23 protein-coding genes, 1 pseudogene and 1 riboswitch are annotated in these 20,271 nt (G+C 41.1%); of the genes and pseudogenes, 17 read left to right on the forward strand and 7 right to left on the reverse strand.

The features are described from left to right. Nucleotides 1-44 precede the first annotated feature (44 nt). The gene (locus tag DEAC_RS02360) at nt 45-1,541 is read right to left on the reverse strand and encodes an IMP dehydrogenase (protein ID WP_047808445.1); all 1,497 of its coding nucleotides are present in this window, start codon (nt 1,539-1,541) and stop codon (nt 45-47) included. A gap of 234 nt (nt 1,542-1,775) precedes the next feature. Further along, nucleotides 1,776-1,885, forward strand: a riboswitch (TPP riboswitch). On the opposite strand from DEAC_RS02360, the gene DEAC_RS24485 reads away from it, so the two are divergent. The 6 genes from DEAC_RS24485 to DEAC_RS02385 all read left to right on the forward strand — a co-directional run bounded on the left by DEAC_RS24485 (nt 1,873) and on the right by DEAC_RS02385 (nt 5,999). Further along, complete coding sequence (locus DEAC_RS24485; RefSeq protein WP_282434433.1) at nt 1,873-2,004, forward strand: hypothetical protein; 132 nt, start codon at nt 1,873-1,875, stop codon at nt 2,002-2,004. Its footprint overlaps the riboswitch before it by 13 nt. Before the next feature lie 48 nt (nt 2,005-2,052). After that, a complete protein-coding gene (locus DEAC_RS02365) occupies nt 2,053-2,334 on the forward strand; it encodes a thiamine-binding protein (RefSeq protein WP_200903088.1) in 282 nt (93 codons plus the stop codon). A gap of 4 nt (nt 2,335-2,338) precedes the next feature. Further along, the gene (locus tag DEAC_RS02370; protein ID WP_047808447.1) at nt 2,339-3,121 is read left to right on the forward strand and encodes an ABC transporter permease; all 783 of its coding nucleotides are present in this window, start codon (nt 2,339-2,341) and stop codon (nt 3,119-3,121) included. A gap of 48 nt (nt 3,122-3,169) precedes the next feature. Then, on the forward strand, nt 3,170-4,252 hold the full coding sequence (locus DEAC_RS02375; RefSeq protein WP_047808448.1) for an ABC transporter substrate-binding protein: 1,083 nt from the start codon (nt 3,170-3,172) through the stop codon (nt 4,250-4,252). A 3-nt stretch (nt 4,253-4,255) separates the two neighbouring features. Beyond that, nucleotides 4,256-5,017 carry an ABC transporter ATP-binding protein gene (locus DEAC_RS02380; protein WP_242847058.1) on the forward strand — a complete coding sequence of 254 codons (762 nt, stop codon included), beginning with the start codon at nt 4,256-4,258 and terminating at the stop codon, nt 5,015-5,017. A gap of 415 nt (nt 5,018-5,432) precedes the next feature. Continuing rightward, on the forward strand, nt 5,433-5,999 hold the full coding sequence (locus DEAC_RS02385) for an NUDIX hydrolase (RefSeq protein WP_047808450.1): 567 nt from the start codon (nt 5,433-5,435) through the stop codon (nt 5,997-5,999). 36 nt (nt 6,000-6,035) lie between these two features. Here the strand turns inward: DEAC_RS02385 and DEAC_RS02390 are convergent, their stop codons facing one another. The 3 genes and pseudogenes from DEAC_RS02390 to DEAC_RS02395 all read right to left on the reverse strand — a co-directional run bounded on the left by DEAC_RS02390 (nt 6,036) and on the right by DEAC_RS02395 (nt 6,929). Then, nucleotides 6,036-6,341: a hypothetical protein gene (locus DEAC_RS02390; RefSeq protein WP_282434434.1), complete on the reverse strand. Its 306-nt coding sequence runs from the start codon at nt 6,339-6,341 to the stop codon at nt 6,036-6,038. After that, nucleotides 6,341-6,433: pseudogene (locus tag DEAC_RS24090) on the reverse strand (4Fe-4S dicluster domain-containing protein); the annotation flags it as partial. The gene DEAC_RS02390 and the pseudogene DEAC_RS24090, both read right to left, overlap by 1 nt. A 172-nt stretch (nt 6,434-6,605) precedes the next feature. Then, the gene (locus DEAC_RS02395; RefSeq protein ID WP_047808452.1) at nt 6,606-6,929 is read right to left on the reverse strand and encodes a DUF2680 domain-containing protein; all 324 of its coding nucleotides are present in this window, start codon (nt 6,927-6,929) and stop codon (nt 6,606-6,608) included. Between the two features lie 301 nt (nt 6,930-7,230). On the opposite strand from DEAC_RS02395, the gene DEAC_RS02400 reads away from it, so the two are divergent. After that, nucleotides 7,231-7,410: a hypothetical protein gene (locus DEAC_RS02400; RefSeq protein WP_047808453.1), complete on the forward strand. Its 180-nt coding sequence runs from the start codon at nt 7,231-7,233 to the stop codon at nt 7,408-7,410. Between the two features lie 150 nt (nt 7,411-7,560). Here DEAC_RS02400 and DEAC_RS02405 read toward each other — a convergent pair whose 3' ends face one another. From DEAC_RS02405 to DEAC_RS02415, 3 genes are all read right to left on the reverse strand, one after another. Next, nucleotides 7,561-8,961: an FAD-binding oxidoreductase gene (locus DEAC_RS02405; RefSeq protein ID WP_047808454.1), complete on the reverse strand. Its 1,401-nt coding sequence runs from the start codon at nt 8,959-8,961 to the stop codon at nt 7,561-7,563. Between the two features lie 196 nt (nt 8,962-9,157). Beyond that, on the reverse strand, nt 9,158-10,366 hold the full coding sequence (locus DEAC_RS02410) for an electron transfer flavoprotein subunit alpha/FixB family protein (RefSeq protein WP_047808455.1): 1,209 nt from the start codon (nt 10,364-10,366) through the stop codon (nt 9,158-9,160). 12 nt (nt 10,367-10,378) lie between these two features. Next, nucleotides 10,379-11,167: an electron transfer flavoprotein subunit beta/FixA family protein gene (locus DEAC_RS02415; protein WP_047808456.1), complete on the reverse strand. Its 789-nt coding sequence runs from the start codon at nt 11,165-11,167 to the stop codon at nt 10,379-10,381. 677 nt (nt 11,168-11,844) lie between these two features. Here DEAC_RS02415 and DEAC_RS02420 point away from each other — a divergent pair. The 10 genes from DEAC_RS02420 (at nt 11,845) to DEAC_RS02465 (ending at nt 20,238) form a co-directional block, all read left to right on the forward strand. Next, nucleotides 11,845-13,089 (forward strand): hypothetical protein, encoded by a 1,245-nt coding sequence (locus DEAC_RS02420; RefSeq protein ID WP_047808457.1) that lies wholly within the window; start codon nt 11,845-11,847, stop codon nt 13,087-13,089. A gap of 82 nt (nt 13,090-13,171) precedes the next feature. After that, entirely contained in the window at nt 13,172-13,912 is a 741-nt protein-coding gene (locus DEAC_RS02425; protein ID WP_047808458.1) for an ABC transporter ATP-binding protein, read from the forward strand. Then, nucleotides 13,884-14,636, forward strand: a complete 753-nt coding sequence (locus DEAC_RS02430) for an ABC transporter permease (protein WP_047808459.1) — start codon at nt 13,884-13,886, stop codon at nt 14,634-14,636. The genes DEAC_RS02425 and DEAC_RS02430 overlap by 29 nt, the downstream gene beginning before the upstream one ends. Nucleotides 14,637-14,647: 11 nt before the next feature. Continuing rightward, entirely contained in the window at nt 14,648-16,072 is a 1,425-nt protein-coding gene (locus tag DEAC_RS02435) for a sensor histidine kinase (RefSeq protein WP_047808460.1), read from the forward strand. Nucleotides 16,073-16,087: 15 nt separating this feature from the next. Continuing rightward, nucleotides 16,088-16,789, forward strand: a complete 702-nt coding sequence (locus tag DEAC_RS02440; protein ID WP_047808461.1) for a response regulator transcription factor — start codon at nt 16,088-16,090, stop codon at nt 16,787-16,789. A gap of 85 nt (nt 16,790-16,874) precedes the next feature. Next, nucleotides 16,875-17,342, forward strand: a complete 468-nt coding sequence (locus DEAC_RS02445) for a DUF892 family protein (RefSeq protein WP_047808462.1) — start codon at nt 16,875-16,877, stop codon at nt 17,340-17,342. A gap of 398 nt (nt 17,343-17,740) precedes the next feature. Then, nucleotides 17,741-18,106, forward strand: a complete 366-nt coding sequence (locus DEAC_RS02450; RefSeq protein ID WP_047808463.1) for a DUF134 domain-containing protein — start codon at nt 17,741-17,743, stop codon at nt 18,104-18,106. 72 nt (nt 18,107-18,178) lie between these two features. After that, complete coding sequence (locus DEAC_RS02455; RefSeq protein WP_047808464.1) at nt 18,179-18,547, forward strand: NifB/NifX family molybdenum-iron cluster-binding protein; 369 nt, start codon at nt 18,179-18,181, stop codon at nt 18,545-18,547. A 1-nt stretch (nt 18,548) separates the two neighbouring features. Then, nucleotides 18,549-19,406 carry a nucleotide-binding protein gene (locus tag DEAC_RS02460; protein WP_047808465.1) on the forward strand — a complete coding sequence of 286 codons (858 nt, stop codon included), beginning with the start codon at nt 18,549-18,551 and terminating at the stop codon, nt 19,404-19,406. Further along, nucleotides 19,384-20,238, forward strand: coding sequence for an ATP-binding protein (locus DEAC_RS02465; RefSeq protein ID WP_047808466.1), 855 nt, complete (start codon nt 19,384-19,386; stop codon nt 20,236-20,238). Before DEAC_RS02460 ends, DEAC_RS02465 begins: the two co-directional genes overlap by 23 nt. Nucleotides 20,239-20,271 lie beyond the last annotated feature (33 nt).

The following is a 20,271-nucleotide window of genomic DNA, read 5'->3' on the forward strand; positions in this document are numbered from 1 at the left end:
TTTTGTTTTAGTGATCTTTTAAGTCTTTTCCAAGAAAAGAAGCATTAATAATTGTTCTCTTTTAGGATTACATCATGGGCGCCGCCTTCAATAATACTTGTAGAAGAAACTAACGACATACGGGCTGTTCGCTGTAATTCCTCAATGCTGATTGCTCCGCAGCTGCACATTGTTGATTTGATTTTGCTTAAAGTTCCCTCTAAATTATCTTGTAATCTGCCTGCATAAGGAACATAACTGTCGACTCCCTCTTCAAAATGGAGTTTATCTCCTTCACCTAGATCATACCTTTCCCAATTGCGGGCACGATTAGAGCCTTCGCCCCAATATTCTTTGACATAATTGTTGCCGAGTTTTACCTTCTTGGTAGGGCTTTCATCAAAACGAGCAAAATATCTTCCCATCATAACAAAGTCTGCTCCCATGGCCAAGGCTAAGACAATATGATAATCGTGAACAATTCCGCCGTCAGAACATATGGGGACATATATCCCTGTTTCTTTATAATAGTCATCGCGTGCTTTAGCGACTTCAATAACCGCAGTGGCCTGGCCTCTTCCGATGCCTTTTTGTTCTCGGGTAATGCAAATGGAGCCTCCGCCGATTCCAATTTTAACGAAGTCAGCTCCGGAGTTTACTAAATACATGAATCCCTCACGATCAACAACATTGCCGCCGCCAACCTTGACGCTTCCCTGATATTTATTCTTAATATAGGAAATGGTTCTCCCCTGCCACTCGCTAAACCCGTCGGAGGAATCAACACACAGAATGTCGGCGCCGGCTTTTACTAATTCGGGGACCCTCTCTTCATAATCTCTGGTATTAATTCCGGCTCCAACGACAAAGCGTTTTTCCGAATCCAGTAATTCATAAGGATTTTCTTTATGATCGTCGTAATCTTTTCGGAATACAAAATAGAGCAGGTTTTGATTTTTGTCAATAATAGGCAGGTTGTTGAGTTTGTGTTCCCATATAATATCATTTGCCTCACTGAGACTAATTCCCTCTTGGCCTACGATTAGTTTCGATAACGGGGTCATAAACTCGGAAACTTTCTTATCCAGAACATCCCGGCTAATCCGATAGTCCCGAGTCGTCACGAGTCCCATTAATCTTGTTGAGGAAGTGCCGTCTTCAGTAATGGCAATGGTCGAATGGCCCGTCTTCTTCTTAAGCTGGATAACATCTTTCAGTGTATGTTCAGGTGTAAGGTTGGCATCACTAACCACAAAACCGGCTTTAAATCGTTTGACTTTCTTAATCATTTCGACTTCTTCCTCTATCGACTGTGAACAATAAATAAAGGAAAGCCCCCCGCATCTTGCTAAAGCAATGGCTAAACTATCGTTAGAGACCGATTGCATGATTGCAGATACAAAGGGTATATTTAACTGCAGCGGGGATTTTTCGCCGCGCTTAAATTTAACCAAAGGTGTTTTGAGATTTACATTACTGGGAACACAATCTGTCCTTGTCAAATTTGGAACGAGCAAATATTCGCTAAACGTTCTTGACGCATCTTCATAATAATAAGCCAATTTAAACACTCCCTGTTCTAAAGGTTTCAATCGAAGAATTTTTACTAGTCTATATGAAGAGTTAGGTCTTGTCAATGCTAAAACCCTTGAAGATATGATCTATTTTACCATCTTAAGATGTGAGGATGGTTGAGCAAATGTTAAAAGTGTTTGAAGAGCGTAGGTAGTGGGAGTATGTCACTAAATAGGCTTGCACAATACCCCCATGTGTGCTACTTTAGAAGAAAGGCATAAACTGAATATAACGGGAGCTTAAGAAATTAGGCTGAGAGGGTGGTTAGAGTTACTGCCGACCGAACCTGATCTGGATAATGCCAGCGGAGGAAATGTGTTGAGAAGAAGTAAACCGCGCATGTCATGTGCGGTTTTCGTATTTTCACCAGAAAATGGGCAGAATTTTCGGATGGGAAGTATCTTAGTTGATATGCCAAAAGAAATCTGTACTGGGAAGGTTTTAGTCTGATTGCTAAATGATACTAATTAAAAGGAGTGGTCTGGAGTGGCTAAAATTATGATGGCATTTCAGGTGTTGCCAAAAGTTGAAGACGATCGGCTTTTTGAAGTTGTCGATGAAGCAATCGCTGTTGTGGCTGCCAGTGGTGTGACCTATGAGGTTGGGCCGATGGAAACTACCATGGAGGGGGAACCCGATGAACTGTGGGCGATTATACGAAAGGCACAGGACGCTTGTATAAAAGCCGGGGCGGGGCGGGTTATGACGTATATTAAGATGGACTATAATCCTGGTAAAACGACCATCGAAGAAAAGATTAAAAAATACCGGGAGAAGTAAGGAAATGCCATTCAAATCAGGGCGGTTCCAGAAAAAATGGCGTGATAGTATTCCGACAATCGTATTTCTAGTAATCTGTTTGGCCCTTTGGCAAATCATTGTCTCCTATTTCAAATTGCCTCTCTGGCTGATTCCATCTCCTATAGATGTACTGAAAGCCTTTTGGAATACTAGAGAGTTGCTTTGGGCACACACGTTGACAACACTTTTGGAAACAACTGCGGGGTTCGTTTTGGCAATAGCTTTAGGATTAGCGGCAGGGGTGGCAATGGTACTTTCGCCTCTGATTAAGCGTTTGTTTTATCCCTTGTTGATTGTGTCCCAAACAGTGCCTCTTATCGCGGTTGCCCCACTTTTGATTCTCTGGCTGGGATATGGCCTGCTGCCTAAAATTGTTACTGTTGTCTTAGTGTGTTTTTTTCCAATCGCCGTGAGTTTAATAGAGGGATTAGAGGTCAGTGATGATGACCTGCTTAATCTGCTTAAGAGTATGGGAGCAACACGCTGGCAAATCTTGTATATGATTCGCTGGCCTAATGCTTTACCATCATTTTTTGCGGGATTGAAGATAGCTGCAACCTATAGTGTTATGGGAGCAGTGATTGGTGAGTGGCTTGGAGCTAGTTCCGGTTTAGGAGTATATTTAACCCGTTCGTCTCATTCATTTCGAACAGATCAGGTATTTGCCGCAATTGTCGCTATTACGATATTAAGTCTATTTTACTTTGTCTTAATCGCGGGAATTCGACGGCTTGCTTTACCTTGGTTACATACTAAGGAAGATTAGAGAACATCCCCATGTTGGGAAAGAAGTTGCGGAAAAGGAGTAGGAATTATGATTAAACCATTGTTTAAATCAGAAGTTGTCGGCGGACGAAAGAAAATAAAGCATGTTAAAAAAGTATTAAGTGTAACGCTGGCTGCAAGCTTATGTGCCCTCCTTTTGTTAACCGGATGCAGCACAAGTACGCAGAAAGCAGCAGAATCTGCGCAGACAAAGCCGGCAGCAAAGCCTGACAAAGTGACAATTATGTTGGACTGGACACCGAATACTAATCATACGGGCCTCTATGTGGCTAAAGACAAAGGCTATTTTAGCAAGGAGGGCCTGGATGTCCAAATTGTTCCTCCTTCGAGTCAAGGAACGGTGGAACAGTTGGTGGCCACCGGCAAAGCTGATTTCGGGATAAGCGCTCAGGAACAAGTCACAGATGCCCGCGTCCAAGGGCTGCCCTTAGTTTCTATAGCCACAATCTTACAGCATAACACGTCGGGTTTTGCTTCCCTGAAGAGTAAGAATATCCAGACGGCGAAGGATTTTGAAGGCAAGACTTACGGCGGCTGGGGTCTGCCGTCGGAGACAGAGACCATTAAAGCCTTGATGGAAAAGGAACATGCGGATTTTAATAAGGTAAAAATAATAAATATTGGTGATGCTGATCCCATTGCCAGTATGTCAAAAGGTTCTATCGATCTGACCTGGATTTTCTATGGCTGGGAAGGGATTCAGGCCGAACTGGCTGGTACGCCTCTAAACATGATGTGGATTAAAGATATTAATCCGGCTCTCGATGATTACACACCGGTTTTAGTTACAAGTGAAAAAATGATTAAGGAAAAACCCGATGTCGTTCGCCGCTTTACTCAAGCCGTCAGTGAAGGATACCAATATGCTATTAAAAACCCCGATGATGCGGCAAATATCCTGATCAAAAATGCTCCGGAGGAAGACCAGAAGCTTATTAAGAAAAGCCAAGCTTGGATTAGCAAGCAATATCAGGCAGATGCTTCGCAATGGGGTGTTCAGAAAGCCTCTGTCTGGCACAATTATGCTCAATGGATGTTCGAACACAAGCTTCTGGATAAAATGATCGATACGAACAAAGCGTTTACAAACGATTTCTTACCCAAGGCTTAGATTATGCTAATACTTAAAGATGTGTCGCTATCGTATCAGGACGGCGGGAAATCTGTTCTGGATGTTTTGAAAAACATTAACTTAGAGGTAGAAACGGGAAAATTCGTTTCTCTGATTGGTCCATCCGGTTGCGGAAAGAGTTCGATTTGTAATTTAATCGCCGGAGTTGAGGTGCCTGCTCAAGGTGATATTTTCTTAGAAGGCCGATCCATTAAGGGTGTCCCGGGTCAAGTGGGATATATGCCCCAAAAAGATTTACTATTGCCTTGGCGCACCTTGTTGGACAATGTTGCCTTAGGCAGCGATATTCGGCGTGAGGATAAACGTCAATCCAGGGAGAAAGCACGCCACTGGCTCGATCGTTTCGGCTTGGGTAAGTTTGCAGAGCATTACCCGCATCAATTATCCGGCGGAATGCGGCAAAGGGGGGCACTTCTAAGAACCTTCTTATTTGGACAGAACACCTTGATCTTGGACGAACCCTTTGGAGCACTGGACGCTTTGACCCGGCGAGAAATGCAGGAGTGGCTTCTTAATGTGTGGAGCCAGAGCCGCCCGACGGTTGTTTTTATTACCCATGATATTGAAGAAGCAATTCTTTTGTCAGATGAAGTTGTTGTATTAAGCCATAGCCCTGCTCGAATTTTAGATAAGATCCACGTTCCCTTCTCCAGGCCTCGTGAGCAGGACCTTCTCCTATCCGGTGGAGCAATTAACATAAAAAAACACTTGTTGGATTTGTTGAATGGAAAAAGGAATGTATAGAATTTATTATTCAGAGAATCCTATTTGTGAAATGTTAAAGGGGGTAAATTGGTTATGGCTAAAAAAACAAACAACAAGTCGCGGAAGCCAGATAACACTGAGAAGATTCCCCTGCCCTTCGATTCTGATAAAATTGGAAAAGATGTCGCCAAAGACCGGGTTTAATCCCGGTCTCTTTTAATATCAGGGATTATAAAATTATGAGCAAAGGCAGTGAGGCAGCCCCTGGCCATGCTGAATGTTTCGCCGCGGTGTCAATGTTAGGTGTGGCAATCCAATCCAATCCAATCCTATATCATTGAGACCGCTTTGTGTTATGATAAGGAAAAATAAGGGGATATTTTTAGTAAGGAAGATTAATCTGATTTAATTACCAGAATAACTTACTAGAAGTTATAAAGAAAGAGAGAGGACCATGTTTGAATTAGTAAAGCAATATTCTCCCTATAATGAACAAGAAGCGAAGGATAAAGAGGTCTTTTTAGACTGTGCTGAAGTATTTGAAGATATTTTGACAAGGAACAATGAGGTGGCACATATTACCTGTTCAGCCTTTACGGTCAACAGTCGCAAAGATAAAGTGCTTATGGTCCATCATAATATTTATAACTCCTGGTCATGGATAGGAGGCCATGCTGACGGGGACGAAGATTTATTGGCTGTAGCAATAAAAGAACTGCGGGAAGAGACGGGCGTAAAGACTATTCGTCCGCTTTCCAACGATATTTTCTCCTTGGATATATTGACTGTTTTAGGGCACATAAAACGCGGAATTTACGTATCCCCCCACTTGCATTTATCCGTTGCTTTCTTAATCGAAGCGGATGAAAAGGATTTGCTTAGGGTTAAGGAAGATGAAAACAGCGGCGTTAAATGGATTCCGTTAGCTGAAATCAACACCTATAGTACCGAACCTCATATGCATAAGGTCTATACGAAACTAATCGCTAAAATTAAGGATTTGTCGAATTCTCCTTCTTAATTTGTACAGAAAGCATTAAAGGATTGTTGCTTCGTTTTAAATTATTAGTTCCGCTGCTAAGGTTCCCCGTTTCCCTAGTGCGACTTTCTTTTGAGCCCGGGTTAAAGGCCGCCCTGATTTGACTAAAGCTGTCAAAACACCACACTGGGAGGTGTCACCAACGAGGATAAAGCCCTTAAGGACGTCCCCCTGCCAAATTAGCTTTTGGTAGATGGTTCTGCCATCAATGATTCTTTGCGATGATTCTTCTTCCCAACCTCCTGTTTCCATGGTTTTATTAAGCTTGGTAATACCGGCAGACATGACTGAGAGGCCGAAAAAGTCAACCGAATTTTGGCTCACAACGTTTTGCTGGTTGAATGGGCAACGGCGCAAGCCAGTTCACAGCTCTTACATCCGAGGCAAAGTTCGCTTCTGGCAAGAATATGTCTCACATTTATTCCTCCTAAATACTCCTATGTAATTCTTACGATAGAACCTTACATTTTATGGCATTTTTGCAATAAGTTAACCATATTCTTTGTTACCAGTGGATAAATTAAGCAAGCCCCTCAGCTTATAAGCCGAGGGGCTGTTCCAGTTGATAATCTGTAAGGTTACTTAAGACTAACTGTTACTTGGAGAAGGGCCTGGTTTACTAAAGCCATGACCGTGTTTCTTTCCGAAGCCGGAATATTGTCCTTTAGCAAAATCCTCTTCAACCTGCTTTTGACGCTCTTCAATGAAGGTTTTGATTTTGGCTGCTTTTTCCTGATCAAGGAGTCCAGCTTCCAATTGTTTATCCACCATTTGCTTTTTCAGCGTGAACATTTGCTGGTTTAAGGCTTTAAGCTCATCAAGTTTCGCAGGATCCGGAGCAGCTAAGCAGGTTCCGGCACCTAAAGCCAGAAAAGCTACGGTTAATGAAGCCACTGCAAACTTTTTTAACAATTTGCACTCCTCCTTGTAGTTATTTAACTGGAACATTGTTTAGAATGCCCAATATTGGAGGAGAAAATTTTAAGAAAATGTCAAGAATTTGTGAAAACCAACGTACCCTTCAGCGCGATAGCACTTGTTATGGAATAGCAATTTCGTCACTGAAGTCCCGATGGGGATTCAATGAGGGTGCCAACAAGTTTTGCTGCAGCCCTGAGTTTACTCACTTTAAAATCTATGAATAGAACCGAACGTCAATTCAAAGACTAGATTTCAAACGACAACCCGTTTCAATTATTTGGAGGTGCTTACCGTGCGAGAATGGAAGGATTTAACGAAAGACGAAAAAGAGATTATATCAGCTATGCGAATGCAAGGAATTACTCCTGAAGACTTAATTCAAAGAATGCGAAATTCCGGCAGAATGGATGAACATGCCCTTGAAGAATTAAGAAAAGCCCTTGAAGATGTTAGACCGTTTCTTGTACATTAGGACAAGATCAAATAGTCTAGTCTCCAATCACTAAAATCAGTACTTAGCAAAGTGTAGATTAAGGAATCTAAAATTATCTTTAGCGAAAAATAAAAAGAGTTGCAGCAAACAATTTGTCATTTGCCGCAACTCATCAATCATATTACAATCTTATTCGCATACTTTACCGGGATTAAGAATATTTTTAGGGTCAAAGGCTAATTTGATATTTTTCATGAGCTCTACAAATTCAGGTTCATATTGGTCGAACATATATTGCTTTTTGGCATAGCCAATGCCATGCTCTCCAGATACCAGTCCATGAAGTTCCTGAGATTTTCGATACATTGCGTCAAAAACTTCCGCAAGTTTCTTTGGCCAAGCCTCATCAGAAAGGTTATCCTTTAACACATAGACATGCAGGTTGCCATCACCGGCATGACCAAAGCTTCTAATTCTAACCTCAAATTCTTCCTGCAGGAGATGGGTGTATTTAATAAACTCGGCAACTTTATTACGCGGAACAACAACATCACATTCGTCCATGTCAGTGGTTGAAGCTTTCACTGCCTCTAGGAATGCGCCTCGAGCAGACCAGACAGCTTCTTTTCGCTCGTCGGTATCAATAATAAAGGCATCCAGAGCGCCTTCCTCGAGACAAATATTCGCCACTTTCTCGTAGTCCTTTTCTAATTCTTCGATGCTATTGCCATCAAAAGTCAGCAAGAGATAGGCATCGGAAGAGTTGTCAGGGAACTTTTTGCCCAGAAATTCCTCGGCTGCAAGAATAACTTCCCTCTGCATAAACTCTATGGCCGTAGGAACACTTTTGGACTTAATAATCTTTGGAACAGTACTAATGGCTTTATCAAGATCAGGAAAGGGTATTAAGAGAGAAATTGCTTTTTTCGGCAGCGGGATTAACTTCAAGGTTGCTTTGGTCACAATGCCCAGTGTTCCTTCTGATCCACATATTAAATCTTTTATGCTGTAACCGGATGAGTTTTTGACAACTTTTCCGCCGACATTAATAACGCTGCCGTTAGGCAGGACAATCTCCAGACCGCGAATATAGTCCCTGGTTACACCATATTTAACGGCTCTCATGCCGCCGGCATTAGTATTAATGTTTCCCCCAATGGTAGCTGACTTTTCACCAGGATCCGGCGGGTAAAACAAATCATGATCTTCAACATATTTGCTGATTTCCATTAAGAGTACTCCGGGTTCTAAGGTGAGGGTTAAGTTTTCTTCATCCAGTTCCAGGATCTTGTTCATGCCGGACATGTTCAGCATGATCCCTCCGAAGATAGGAACTGAAGCCCCAACAAGACCTGTTCCCGAACCGCGTGCTACAACAGGAATATTGTTATCATAGGCATAGCGCATAATTTTAGAGACTTCATCGGTGGTCAAAACGTTGACTAAAGCCTCCGGAAGTTTACTAATGCCTCCTAATTCATCATGGCTGAAATCATCACTAATTGCTTCACCCGTGAAAACTCGTTCTTCACCTAGTAACGAGACTAAAAATTCTCTATCATGAGCATCCAGCGTTTTATAGTTATTCATGAAAATACCTCCGCGTTTTTACTTTCCGAAAGTACAACAACTCCTGCTCATGCCGGTAAGCGGACGGGCTTATCGGCACCTTGCAGCTCATTACGTATATTTCTTCAAGAGTGGATTGCCTGAATATCTCTGAAGTCAGGGATGGCGAGAAAAGGCGGTCCGTATAGTTTTTTCTTGAGTTTACTGGCTTTATTTCTTAGCGCGCACAAGCCAGAGTCTCGGATCTTTTTAAATTTTCAATGAGTTGAGGAACAATCTCATAGATATCTCCAATGATTCCATAATGAGCAATATTGAAAATTGAGGCTTGTGGGTCTTTGTTGATAGCGAAAATTTGGTCTGAACCGTTCATGCCGGCAGTAAACTGGACAGCACCAGAAATTCCGAGGGTAATGATCAGCTTGGGTTTGACAGTTCGTCCAGATAAGCCGATTTGACGTTTGGCATTTAACCAACCTGCTTCAACTAAGGGGCGCGTGCCTGCAATTTGGGCGCCTAATAATTGAGCCAACTCTTCAATCATCTTCAAATCTTTTTCGGATTTGAGGGCTCGTCCGACAGCGATAATTACCTCAGCATCAGAGATGTTTTCTTCAATCTCTTTGCGTGTTACCTTTAAAACGTTAATTCCAGACGCTAATTTTGCCGGATCTAAATCACAAAGCGTAACCTTACCGCTGGGCTCATCTTGCTTTTCCGGAGCAGTCATAACCTTATAGCGAACCGTTGCCATTTGAGGTCTTGTATTAGGGCAAATAATCTGAGCCATAATGTTGCCTCCAAAAGCGGGCCTGATCTGCACCAGATCAGTATTTTCCTTCATTTCCAGGGTTGTGCAATCAGCGGTTAATCCGGTTCGAAATCTTGCCGCTACTCTGGGAGCCAGAGAACGCCCGATAGTAGTTGCGCCGACGAGCAAAGACGATGGTTTTACTTTTTGAATAAAGTCTGCAAAGGCTGCGGTATAAGGTTCAATACGAAAATGTTTTAATTCTTCATAATCATAGACAAATACTTCGTCGACACCATAATGAAGCAGTTCTTGAGCTTTATCTTTAATGTTACAACCGATAAAAATGCAATAAACGGGAAAATTGACAACAGAGGCAAGTTCCCTGGCCTTACCGATTAGTTCCAGGGTTACAGGATGAATTTCTCCTTCGATATGATCAACGTAGACTGCAATACCCTTCCATAAACTTTTATCGACGGAAGGTACAGCATCTTCGATAAATTCCATAACCCCTTTGGGACCTTTTTTGACGCATAACTTACACATTTTACATCCGGCTGTGACTTCAAGGGTCCCGTTGTTAGCTTCAAGAGCTCCAAAAGGGCAAATAGCCACTAATTCTTGAATTTTGGATTCGTCCAGATTTTCTTGATGGCAAATTAATTTACTCATAAATCTTCCCCCCTAAACAAACTTAAACTGTCTAAGTTTATTGACAATTTGAGAGCTTAACTCTTCTGGAGTGCCTGTCCAGGTTTCTCTGTCAGTGTTAGCGGACGGCGGGAATATGCGTTCTACTTGAGTGGGAGAACCTGCGAGTCCATACCTATGCTCATTTTGATCTTCAAAATCCTTAAAGGAGATAATTTTAATTTCCCTGTCCTTCGTGCTTAATTTTCTCTTATAGGAAGGAAGTCTGGGCTGAAAAATATCCTTTTCTACAGTTAAGAGGCAAGGGAAGTTAATTTCGGCAACTTCTATGGTATTAGCCATATCCATTTCGACAAGGATGGAAGTATCGTTGACTTCAATAATATTTAAGACATTAGCTATATGGGGGATGCCCAAGTATTCAGCCATCTCCGGGCCAACTTGGGCTGTATCTCCATCCGTTGTCTGCTTGCCGCAAAGTATGAGATCGAAGCTGCCAAGCTGGCGAACTCCTTGAGAAATTGTATAAGAGGTGGCCAAAACATCGGCTCCCGCAAATTTCCGGTCTGAAACTAAAGCCCCTTCGTCAACGCCCATCATATAAGCTTCTCTGATAACGTCTTTAGCCTGTGGCGGTCCCATGCTAATGACTTTAATAGTTCCGCCATGTTGTTCTTTAAGTCTTAAGGCAGTTTCAAGGGCGAATAGATCATAAGGATTCATTTTGGAGTCAACGCCGTCGCGTTTCAAGACACCTGTAATTGGGTCTACGTCAATTTTTGAGGTTCCTGGAACTTGCTTAATACATACGAGAATTTCCATGAGTAAAACCTCCCTGTTGATTTAAGATGGGTTTAAAAGAGATTGAATAATGAAAAGAAGGAATAAAGTTTGTGAAATTTAGTATGTGGTCAGACCATCAGACCGACTGATTTTAATATAGCATAAGATTCATAGTTGTTCAAAATCTATTTATTCACAAGCTCTTGTGAAATATTTATTATAAATAACAGCTAAATTAATACCAAGGGGAGATTTGAATTAATTTGAATGATTTTGAGCTTCAGAGTTCTCAATTGCCATTCTGATAATTGGAAAAGAGGGAGTTTTTGTATAAAAAAATAAACGGCCATTTCCCCTTTATTAAAGGTAAGACTGTTTCTCGGCTTTTGCGTCGTCCCAATTTAGCCACCCATTTAGAGCGGTTCGTTGTAAGGGGAGCATGATGAGTTTGCAGCACATGATGCTCTTTCTTTTTTTGTTATATCTCTAATCATAATAGTCATGCAAGAAAAATGAATTGATCAGTTGATTAAGTAATAGTGCAAGCGTATTTAACAGATCCTATGATATAATTTTCCAAAAGGATTTCTGGTATATCTACTGATATTGGCATGAACAGTTAATAATTTGTTAATAAATCGTTTAGAGAAATTCAAGGGCAAACTGCTAAAATAAAGTTACGGAAGCTTCTGGAAAACGGATAAGGAGTTGGATCCATGAAATTAACCAAGAAAACGACCATGGTTTTGAGCTTTACCCTGGGGGCAATGCTGCTTGCCACGACGGCCATAGCCGATATAGCAGCCAAGAGCGGATATGATCAATTGAAAGATGCCCTTAAATTTACGGCTGCTCAATGCAGTGATAACCTTAAGAGTTTTACAATGGATATATCTTATGATGTAAAAGATAATGGGAAAACATTATCTTTTATGAATCAAACCGAGAAGTGCGATAGGACAAAGACTGCCAGAGAAGAGACGACATCCGAACAAACTATCAACGGAAATAATTACAGTCGTCAAACCTATTTCGATAAGGCAACGTATATTAGGTTGTCTAATGATGATCCCACCTACTATGTTACGGAATATACTCAAGAGCGAAAAGATATGGCCTTTTCCAATCCTTTCAAAGAAAATAATGCTGATGATGCTGAAAAAATAGCAGATGCTATTGTCGGAAATCTTAAGGATAATGTTGTGGTTACGGAGAACCCGGACGGAAGCAAAGTCCTTTCCGGCTCACTCACAGAAGTGCAAATTCCTTCGTTGATCAATGCACTCGCCTCCTTTGAAATGAAACAACAGTTTAATGGACAACAAGACAACAATTTACCCCATCTCAGCAAGGATGTTTTTGTCAAAACTATTGACGGGACGGCAAAGATTAATAAAGATGGTGTAATGGAGAGTATTTTGGGGTCAGCTGTTGTCTCCGGGAAGGATGAGCAGGGAACCGTTCATGCTATAACGATAGAGGTTTTAGCGAAGCTGACCAACATAAACTCCACGGTAGTAACCAAACCTGATCTGAGTGGAAAGAAAGTTGTTAAAAATGTTATTAAAAATGAAAATTCCGGGCCTGAAATATCGAACCCTCAAGAGTTTATGGGTAAGTTTAAAAATGACATTCTAATCACGAAAGACGGTAAGTTTGTTAAAGTCGGGGAACGAATTATTGAGATTACACAAATTGATCAAACATCGGCGACCGGACGATATTATGAGGTGTATAAAACGGGATTTGATCAATATGCTACTACGAAACGAGATTTTAGTTTTACGGCCACGAAGTCGAAGGATAAAAATTCTCCAGAATATAAGTTTAGAACAGATGCAGGAATAAATGAGGCTTTCTTCCTCGACGAACATGCCGGGAAAATATATTTAAATGAAAGCACTACATTCTCTGAGGGCGGTATTATCTTCGATTCCACCTTCAGCCCGGACTTGGAATAGCCCATTTGCCCTAATATACAGCGGAAAACAGTTATGACTGCCGGTTAACCCGGCAGTCCTCTTACCATTGAAGGAGGCAGGTATGGAACCGATTATAGAGATCAAGAATTTAACAAAACAATATGAAAATGGGCGGGGAATTAAGAATATTAACTTAGAAATCTCTGAAGGAGATATTTTTGGCTTCTTGGGGCCGAACGGTGCCGGAAAAACCACCGCCATGAAACTTATGACAGGACTTATTCACCCTGATTATGGTGATGTAAAAATCTTCGGACACAGCATAACGGAAGACTATGAACGAGCGATGGCTAAGGTTGGCTGTCTGATCGAAATCGCTGAAGCTTATGCTTATCTTAGTGCTTTTGATAACTTGAAACAGCTGGCAAGATTTTACCCGGATGTGGATTATCAACGCATTGATGAAGTTCTGGAACTAACGGGTATGTCTAAATATAAACATGAAAAACCGAAGAAATTCTCCTTAGGAATGAAGCAGCGACTTGGTTTAGCGGCAGCTATTTTATCCCGGCCTAAAGTCGTTATTCTGGATGAACCTTTAAATGGTCTTGACGTCGAGGGAATGATCGATATCCGTAAGCTGATTCAGAAATTAGCTGATGAAGAAAAGACCACATTTTTTATCTCCAGTCATCTGATTCATGATGTCGAGTTGACGTGTAATCGTATTGGGGTGATTTATAATGGTGAAATACTTAATGTCGAGAGCACTAAGACAATTTTGAGAAACTATGCGACACTTGAGAACTATTTTGTAAGTGAGGTAGAACGAAATGGCCGTCTTTCAAGCAGCGTTGGTTAATGAACTAGAGAAACTTTATAAAAAGAAAAAGGCTTTGGCCGCCCTTTTGCTTTCTCTGGCTGTTATTGTTATAGGTCAAATTATTATTGTAGGGGTAAGGAGCGGCTTTGGGCTCAGAACGGCAGGCAGTATGGAATTTCCCATGCTTGTATTGTCAGTTGTTGTCAACACTATCTTGCCCCTGTTTACTGCGTTAGTAACTATTGATAGTTTCTCAGGAGAGTTTGCTCACAATAATATGCGCATAACCTTAACCCGGCCCGTGAGCCGTTTAAAAATCTTCGCTGCTAAAATTACCGCTATCAGTATATTCATTTTAGCAACTCTGCTCTTGCTGCTATTTTTTTCGATCATGGCGGGTTTTATTTTCAATACCAATTCAGCAACTCTGGATTCCTTTGTTAGAACTGTATTCTCTTATATCGTTAGCTTGTTTCCTATGGTTGTTTTGGCTTTAGGAATTGTTCTCTTGACAAATTTACTTAAGAGTGGAATTTCTGTTTTCTTTGTATCAATTTTAATCTTTTTAGGCTTAAAAGTATTGGGAGTGTTCTTTTCACAATACTCAAGTATCTTGATGACTACGCAACTGGACTGGTATAATTTATTTCTTATGAAATCCTTTCCCTTAGCAAAAATTATGCGACAGTTCTTGATTATGCTGGGGTCAAGCATTATGTTATTTACAGCGGGATTCTATTTATTTGATAAAAAGGAATTATAGGGTGACGATTAATGGACCTCAAAAAACGCATGATTTTAGCCAACGCTTCAACAGTCATCATTCCAACGGTGATTACTGTTTTTATTGCCGTGGCTTTTCTTTTTATTTACGGCAAGCTTTCCGGCGATGATCTATCCTTCAAAAATTATCAACGTTTGTCGGAAATTAAGTTTGAGCTTTTAAATACCGAAACCAATGTTCTTCAACAAACTCCAGAACTCATCGAAGACGGGGGGGTTCAAAAACATCTACAAGAACGGCTGGCAGAGATTCATGGGCAGCTTGTGGTTATAAAAGATGAAAAGGTAATCTTTTCTTCCCTCAATCTAAGTAAAATCGATATGGAAAAGGCTTTGGATGCAGGGAATATGAAGAGAACAGAACCCGTTGTGATTGGAGACAATACCTATACCGTTCAATCGATAAGCCTGCAGTTCAAGGATGGTACGAAGGGAAACGTTTTGTTGTTAGCACCTTTAGATCAAGCGGCAATAAACTTTACGAGATTTATAATCATCATTGGAGTAACCTTTGTGCTTGTCTTTATGTTAACGAATAGTCTTGTATCATATCATTTTTCGCGCACAATTCTTAAACCGCTTCGTAATTTACAAAGTGCCGCTGCGGAAATTAGCCGAGGAAATCTCGATCAGGCCATTGTTGAAGAAGGGGATCAAGAAATTCAGGCCTTATGCCGCGACCTTGAAGTTATGCGCCTCAGACTAAAGGATTCTGTTCATACGCAACTGAAGTATGAGGATAATCGAAAAATGTTAATTTCAAGTATATCTCACGATTTAAAGACCCCTGTAACCTCTATCAAAGGATATATTGAAGGAATTTTAGACGGGATTGCCAATACACCCGAGAAAAGGGAACGTTATCTCAAAACAATCTCTTTGAAGGCTCATCAAGTTGACCAAATGATTGATGATTTACTTCTTTATGCTAAACTAGATTTAAACCAAATTCCTTTTGATTTTGAAAAAACGGATATTGAGGATTATCTTAAACTCTGCCTGCTTGAAAGTGAGCCGGAATTGGAAAGGAGTCAGATCAAGGTTTCTTTGCGAAATGATCTGCGCCAAAAGCAATTTGTTTTTCTAGATCGTGCGAGAATGAAACGAGTCATCGTGAATATTCTTGATAATTCTCGTAAATATATGAACAAAGATCAAGGCGAAATCGAAATTCTTCTCAGAGATACGCCGACCAGCATTATTATTGAACTGCGGGATAATGGTTCGGGTATCAGCGAAGGGGATTTGCCCTATATTTTTGACCGATTCTATAGATCTGACAGGGCTCGAAGTAAAGGAAGCGGTCTGGGATTGGCAATAGCTAAGCAAATTATTGAGGGCCATGAAGGGAGAATTTGGGCTACTAGTCAGGGGGAGGAGGGAACGAGTATTATGATTTCCTTAAGTAAATCATAATACTAAGAAGGTTAAATGAAGAAAAAGATTTTGATAATTGAAGATGATTTGAGTATCGCAGAATTGCAAAGAGACTATCTTGAAGTTGCCGGTTTTGAGGTTCTTGTGTGCGCAGACGGCTCAGAGGGTTTAAGAATCTTTCAGGAAAACGATATTGATTTGTTGATTTTGGATATCATGCTTCCGGGAATGGATGGCTTGGAAATTTTAAAGAGCATGAAAGTGGATAAAGATATTCCCGTTCTTTTAGTCTCTGCCAAAAAGGAAGAAATCGATAAGATTAAAGGCCTCAGCCTGGGTGCCGATGATTATATTACCAAACCCTTCAGTCCCGGCGAATTAGTCGCTAGAGTAAAAGCTCATCTGGAGAATTATGAACGATTAAAACAGAGATTCCGAGACAGTGTCAAAAAGGGGAAAACGTTGACGATTCGTGGGCTGAAGATCGATCAAGAATCCCATAGAGTTTTTGTGCTCGGCCGGGAAGTATGCTTAGCTCAGAAAGAATTTAGTTTACTTTTATATCTGGCCCAAAATCCCAATCGTGTGTTCGGACGCGAAGAGTTATTTGAGCGTGTTTGGGGTTTAGAAGCCTTAGGGGACTCATCGACAGTAACGGTACATATTGCAAGAGTGCGGGAGAAAATCGAAAGCGATCCCTCCAATCCTCAATACATAGAAACTGTATGGGGTGCAGGCTATCGCTTTAGGGTCTGAATACAATACATAGTTCCATCCGACCAAGTGAATACTATAAGTCAGGTAGGTGCGCCTATACGTATACATAGGAAGGTGGTTCTCCATGATCAGTCAAAAAGAACGGATGATGCTTCAAGATCAAAAAAGCCATGAAGAAATGTGTGTTCAAAAATACACGAAATATGCTAATGAGGCTCAAGATCAACAACTCAAACAGTTATTCAATGACCATGCTTCTCATGAAAAACAACATTTTAACACTCTCAACCAAATTTTAAACGGCCAAACGCCAACCATAAGCGGTCAAGGCCAAGGTCAGCAGACCGGAGGGCAGAATCAAGCAGCGCAAACAAATCCTGCCGGACAAACTGTAAATCCTAATGATGTCGCCTTGACCAAAGATATGCTTGTAACAGAGAAGTATATCTCGGGCGCCTATGATACGGTTATCTTCGAGTGCCAAGATCATAATATTCGCCAGGCCCTAAATCATATCCAAAAGGAAGAGCAGCAGCATGGCGAAGACTTATTTAATTACCTTAGCAGCAGAGGAGCCTATCCTATTCAGTAACCTAGTCTATGAATGCAATAAGGCTTTTCATCCAGCCTTCTGAGAGATTGTATATAACAATTTATCAGAAGGCTTTTTATCCGATGTTCAGCTTTTGCTGAAACGAGTTCACTTACTCACTTTCTAGAGAACAGCATGTCAGTTAGAATCGTAATTATTGACATATGTTTTTAATGATGTATAATTAAGCTTGAAAAAGGCATATGTCAATAATCTGAAAGGAGACTATCCGTGATGGAGGTTAATGGGTCGTAGTGCATAATCAAAGGGGCATAGTTTTTCGGCGAAATTGTTTCTATATCTGGCAAGGGGATGACATAATCGTAAAATAATGATATAAGATAAAGAAGCAGGAGAACGCTTCTGTTCCTTACGTCACAAGCAGAGGAGAACGAATTATGCCAAGACCAAGAAAATGGAGAAAAGTATGTTGTTTGCCGGAAAGTAACCAATTTGGGCCGCTTAACGTTCCTATTAATCAAGAACATTTTCTGACTATGACTGTTGATGAGTATGAAACGATACGGTTGATTGATTTGGAAGGATTTACTCAGGAAGAGTCTGCAGACCAAATGAAGATAGCACGTACAACAGTTCAGCGTATTTATAATGATGCTCGGAAAAAGCTTGCAGAGTCGTTAGTCAAAGGGAAAGTGCTAAGGATTGAAGGCGGAGATTATCAACTTTGTGACGGCCTTGAACCGTACTGTGGTTGTGGCGGCTGTCAGAAGCATCGATGTAACCGAGCTTTTCAGGAAAAATAAAATTGATCAAGAAACTAGTGTATGCCATTTTCAACAAAATATTCTAAATGCGCAATTTGGGAGGATTCTTTTATGAAAGTTGCAATTCCGGTTAATGACAAGTCAATGGAAGCAAGTGTAAGTGAATCCTTTGGACGGACACCCTATTATTTGATTTATGATACCGAGTCAAAGGAAAGTGTATTTCTTGATAATAGTGCAATTGCCAGTCAAGGCGGTGCAGGGATAAAGGCTGCACAAATTGTTGTGGATAATAGGGTGAACGCTCTGATTACTCCACGATGTGGTGAAAATGCAGCAGAAATTATTCAAGCAGCTAATATTAAACTATTTAAAACGATTAACGACTCAATTAAGGATAATCTTACAGCTTTCGTTGAAGGAAAGTTAGCTTTATTAGAAGAGATTCATGCTGGATTTCATGGCCATGGAGGAACCTAAGATGAAGATCGCTGTGCTCAGCGGCAAAGGCGGCACAGGCAAAACACTGGTATCCGTTAATTTGGCAGCTTCTGCTATAGATTCCTGTTATATCGACTGCGATGTTGAAGAGCCTAACGGGCATCTTTTTTTTAACCCCAAGGATATAAAAACGGAGAACGTTTCTGTCAAAATTCCTAGTGTGGATAATAAACTCTGCAGCGGATGTCGGAAATGTATCGATTTTTGCAGGTTTAACGCCTTAGCCTATATCAAGAATAATTTGCTTATATTTGACGACGTTTGTCATTTCTGCGGCGGATGTGTGCTCTTCTGCCCGGAAAAGGCTCTGTCGGAGAAAGATTATGCTGTTGGCGAGGTTCAAAGAGGTGTTTCCGGGAATGTTGAAGTCATTACAGGAATATTACATACTGGGAAAGAATCGGGCGTTCCGATTATAAAGACACTTTTAGAGAATCTCCAGGGGAATAAGAAATTCACAGTTATTGATTGTCCTCCCGGCAGCGCCTGCACAGTTATGGAAAGTATTAAGGACGCGGACTATTGCCTACTGGTGGCTGAACCTACGTTATTTGGGGTTCACAATCTAAATATGGTTCATGAGCTGGTGACTTTGTTTGGTAAGCCACACGGTGTGGTCCTCAATAAGTGCCAGGAAGGAGACAATCCGGCGGAAGAATTTTGCTTGGAAAAAGGTATCAATATCATAGGCAAGATCCCTTTTGAAAATGAGTTGGGAACCCTAAATGCGCAAGGGCATATTGCCGTTAGAAAAAATGAAACGTATCGGGAATTCTTCTCTTCGATGCTTCAAATAGTGTCTAAGGGGGTGCAAAATGAAGCAACTACTCATCCTTAGCGGCAAAGGCGGTACCGGTAAAACAACGGTTGCCAGCGCCTTTATTAAGCTATCTGAAGCCAGGGCTTTTGCAGATTGTGACGTCGATGCTCCCAATTTGCATTTGATTTTACATCAATCTTCGGAAGCCAGACGAGCCAACTTCTACGGTATGTCCAAAGCAGCGATTGATCCGGAATTATGTGTGCAATGTGGTTTGTGTCAGCAGTATTGTCATTTCGAGGCAATTCAGGCAGGTAGTCCTTATAACGTTGATAGCTTCGCCTGCGAAGGATGTGGTGTCTGTGAAGCGATCTGCCCTGTAAAGGCTATATCCTATCAACCTTCTGTAGCAGGCGAACTTATGCTTTATTCTGGTGATAGAGTGTTTTCCACTGCGCGGCTGAAAATGGGAAGCGGTAATTCGGGGATGCTGGTAACCGAAGTAAAAAGGTATATGAAGTATACAGCAATTAACGCCGACCTGGCGATCATTGATGGATCACCGGGGATTGGCTGTCCAGTGATCGCCTCGTTGAACGGTGTTGATATGGTACTGATTGTGGCAGAACCCTCTATCTCAGGCATTAGTGATATGGAACGAATCATTAAAACTGCTGAGAAATTTCAAACGCGAATCGCAATTTGTATTAATAAATTTGATGTAAGTCAAGAGAATACAGAAAAAATTGAATCGTTTTGCCAAAGACTTAGACTTCCTATCGTAGGAAAAATACCCTTTGATCCTGCCGCTGTCAAAGCAATCAATGAGGGGAAGAGTATTGTCGAGATGGATTGCGCTTCTGGGCGTGCCGTCAAGGATATTTTTGCTCAGACAGTAAGTTTGCTGTAAAAGCTTAATCTAAAAAGGGCATAGTCTTGATCT

The sequence above is a fragment of the Desulfosporosinus acididurans genome, from assembly GCF_001029285.1.
GTDB classification, from domain to species: Bacteria; Bacillota; Desulfitobacteriia; order Desulfitobacteriales; family Desulfitobacteriaceae; genus Desulfosporosinus; species Desulfosporosinus acididurans.

Coding starts and splice junctions, on each gene's coding strand:
- DEAC_RS02415 (WP_047808456.1), bottom strand. CDS start 11,167: ATGGAAATTCTCGTATGTATTAAGCAAGTTCCAGGAACCTCAAAAATT.
- DEAC_RS02405 (WP_047808454.1), bottom strand. CDS start 8,961: ATGAATAACTATAAAACGCTGGATGCTCATGATAGAGAATTTTTAGTC.
- DEAC_RS02465 (WP_047808466.1), top strand. CDS start 19,384: ATGAAGCAACTACTCATCCTTAGCGGCAAAGGCGGTACCGGTAAAACA.
- DEAC_RS02370 (WP_047808447.1), top strand. CDS start 2,339: ATGCCATTCAAATCAGGGCGGTTCCAGAAAAAATGGCGTGATAGTATT.
- DEAC_RS02450 (WP_047808463.1), top strand. CDS start 17,741: ATGCCAAGACCAAGAAAATGGAGAAAAGTATGTTGTTTGCCGGAAAGT.
- DEAC_RS02430 (WP_047808459.1), top strand. CDS start 13,884: ATGGCCGTCTTTCAAGCAGCGTTGGTTAATGAACTAGAGAAACTTTAT.
- DEAC_RS02425 (WP_047808458.1), top strand. CDS start 13,172: ATGGAACCGATTATAGAGATCAAGAATTTAACAAAACAATATGAAAAT.
- DEAC_RS02410 (WP_047808455.1), bottom strand. CDS start 10,366: ATGAGTAAATTAATTTGCCATCAAGAAAATCTGGACGAATCCAAAATT.
- DEAC_RS02435 (WP_047808460.1), top strand. CDS start 14,648: ATGGACCTCAAAAAACGCATGATTTTAGCCAACGCTTCAACAGTCATC.
- DEAC_RS02455 (WP_047808464.1), top strand. CDS start 18,179: ATGAAAGTTGCAATTCCGGTTAATGACAAGTCAATGGAAGCAAGTGTA.
- DEAC_RS02385 (WP_047808450.1), top strand. CDS start 5,433: ATGTTTGAATTAGTAAAGCAATATTCTCCCTATAATGAACAAGAAGCG.
- DEAC_RS02380 (WP_242847058.1), top strand. CDS start 4,256: ATGCTAATACTTAAAGATGTGTCGCTATCGTATCAGGACGGCGGGAAA.
- DEAC_RS02460 (WP_047808465.1), top strand. CDS start 18,549: ATGAAGATCGCTGTGCTCAGCGGCAAAGGCGGCACAGGCAAAACACTG.
- DEAC_RS02440 (WP_047808461.1), top strand. CDS start 16,088: ATGAAGAAAAAGATTTTGATAATTGAAGATGATTTGAGTATCGCAGAA.
- DEAC_RS02445 (WP_047808462.1), top strand. CDS start 16,875: ATGATCAGTCAAAAAGAACGGATGATGCTTCAAGATCAAAAAAGCCAT.
- DEAC_RS02365 (WP_200903088.1), top strand. CDS start 2,053: ATGATGGCATTTCAGGTGTTGCCAAAAGTTGAAGACGATCGGCTTTTT.
- DEAC_RS02420 (WP_047808457.1), top strand. CDS start 11,845: ATGAAATTAACCAAGAAAACGACCATGGTTTTGAGCTTTACCCTGGGG.
- DEAC_RS02375 (WP_047808448.1), top strand. CDS start 3,170: ATGATTAAACCATTGTTTAAATCAGAAGTTGTCGGCGGACGAAAGAAA.